Origin of the sequence: Fictibacillus fluitans (assembly GCF_030418125.1) — a bacterium.
Classification (GTDB): Bacteria; Bacillota; Bacilli; order Bacillales; family Fictibacillaceae; genus Fictibacillus_C; species Fictibacillus_C fluitans.
In genome coordinates this window covers 1-970 of sequence record NZ_JAUHTR010000037.1, presented here as the reverse complement: position 1 = coordinate 970, position 970 = coordinate 1, and the positions used below count along the sequence as shown (strand labels likewise).

The following is a 970-nucleotide window of genomic DNA, read 5'->3' as shown; positions in this document are numbered from 1 at the left end:
AAGGCTGAGCTGTGACGGCGAGGGAAATTTAGTACCGAAGTCCCTGATCCTACACTGCCAAGAAAAGCCTCTAGTGAGGAAAGAGGTGCCCGTACCGCAAACCGACACAGGTAGGCGAGGAGAGAATCCTAAGATGATCGGGAGAACTCTCGTTAAGGAACTCGGCAAAATGACCCCGTAACTTCGGGAGAAGGGGTGCTCTGGTAGGGTTTACGCCCGAGAGAGCCGCAGTGAATAGATCCAAGCGACTGTTTAGCAAAAACACAGGTCTCTGCGAAGCCGCAAGGCGAAGTATAGGGGCTGACACCTGCCCGGTGCTGGAAGGTTAAGAGGAGGGGTTATCCCTTACGGGAGAAGCTCTGAATTGAAGCCCCAGTAAACGGCGGCCGTAACTATAACGGTCCTAAGGTAGCGAAATTCCTTGTCGGGTAAGTTCCGACCCGCACGAAAGGTGTAACGATTTGGATACTGTCTCAACGAGAGACCCGGTGAAATTATAGTACCTGTGAAGATGCAGGTTACCCGCGACAGGACGGAAAGACCCCATGGAGCTTTACTGCAGCTTGATATTGGATTTTGGTACAGTTTGTACAGGATAGGTAGGAGCCTGAGAAGTCGGAGCGCCAGCTTCGATGGAGGCGTCGGTGGGATACTACCCTGACTGTATTGAAATTCTAACCTGGAACCGTGATCCGGTTCGGAGACAGTGTCAGGTGGGCAGTTTGACTGGGGCGGTCGCCTCCTAAAATGTAACGGAGGCGCCCAAAGGTTCCCTCAGAATGGTTGGAAATCATTCGCAGAGTGTAAAGGCACAAGGGAGCTTGACTGCGAGACCTACAAGTCGAGCAGGGACGAAAGTCGGGCTTAGTGATCCGGTGGTTCCGCATGGAAGGGCCATCGCTCAACGGATAAAAGCTACCCTGGGGATAACAGGCTTATCTCCCCCAAGAGTCCACATCGACGGGGAGGT

The 970-nt window shown here is 53.2% G+C and carries 1 rRNA gene; it reads left to right on the top strand.

From position 1 onward, the window contains the following. Positions 1-970: ribosomal RNA gene (locus QYB97_RS25060) — 23S ribosomal RNA — on the top strand; the annotation flags it as partial.